The organism is Desulfovibrio sp. OH1186_COT-070 (genome assembly GCF_003860215.1).
Lineage (GTDB): Bacteria > Desulfobacterota > Desulfovibrionia > Desulfovibrionales > Desulfovibrionaceae > Desulfovibrio.
This window is the reverse complement of sequence record NZ_RQYH01000099.1, coordinates 1-979: the sequence shown is the minus strand read 5'-3', so window position 1 is coordinate 979 and position 979 is coordinate 1. Positions and strand designations below refer to the sequence as shown.

Sequence of the window (979 nt, the reverse complement as noted above, 5' to 3'; positions counted from 1 at the left end):
CTCATTGGTGATGTCCATTCCCACTTCGTGCGGGAAATGGACGGAAAAGTCTAGAAAATTTCCAAACTCAAACCCTTTTGATTATGAGATGGCTTCTATGGTTGCGGCAAGGCGCTTGCTGACCCCGTCAAAATCCATGCTGTCAATGTAATATTTTTCAAGAACGCCATGTTCTGCTTTGATCTGCGCCAGGGTTTGCATTGCAAGGGAAAGAGTCTGTTCATATCGGGCCATATTTTCCGAAATTTCGTCCTGAAGCCCGGTTGGACGTTTGGAATTCTTTCCCTGAAGCGTAAAGGATTCTTTGATAACCTGCGTCGGCAACTCGTCAGGTTGCGTTGTCATCAGAAGGTTCAGTGCGGGAATGTGCACGTGATCCAGCAGATGAGGGTCAATGGGTCTGTGGTAATATTCCACATCAAAACCACGGAGTTTCGCTTTTTCGGCCACGTCCGCCAGAATTTTTGTCCGGCCCATGCCCGCTTCTCCCTTCACAGCCAAAGCCGTAGTTTCTGGGCGCAGCAGGCTGGCGATGTTGTGAATGGCTCCTTCCGGTGTATTGGAAGAAATGTAGGCATGGCGTTCCGCACCGTACATTTCCGAGTTGGAGCGAAGAAGAGCGTCTGCAATGATACGCTCTGCTACAGCGGACAGCTCTCTAGATAGTGTCGTCAAACTATGAATCCTATGATAACACCTCTTCCTGCATGACAGGAGAGGCTATGTGCGCACATCGACGACATGATATTTGTGACAGGGTTTGGGAAAATCTACAGGCACATCTTCCCGGCAAAAAGGGGAGTGTTGGTCGCCCGGCCGGAGACAACAGGCTGTTTATCAACGCGGTATTTTGGATATTACGAACGGGAGCGCCATGGCGCGATCTGCCTCCTGACCTTGGGGACTGGAAAAATACTCATCGCCGGTTTTGCCGTTGGCGTGACCGGGGTGTTTGGGAAAAACTCCTTGAGGTGCTCGT

Annotated in this window: 2 protein-coding genes; one reads left to right on the top strand and one right to left on the bottom strand. The window is 50.5% G+C overall.

Annotated elements, in window-relative coordinates:
- Positions 1 to 81 precede the first annotated feature (81 nt).
- A complete protein-coding gene (locus tag EII23_RS12020; RefSeq protein ID WP_124793554.1) occupies positions 82 to 675 on the bottom strand; it encodes a hypothetical protein in 594 nt (197 codons plus the stop codon).
- 47 nt (positions 676 to 722) lie between these two features.
- Here EII23_RS12020 and EII23_RS12015 point away from each other — a divergent pair.
- A partial coding sequence (locus EII23_RS12015) for a transposase (protein ID WP_148091271.1) occupies positions 723 to 979 on the top strand: 257 nt, incomplete at its 3' end.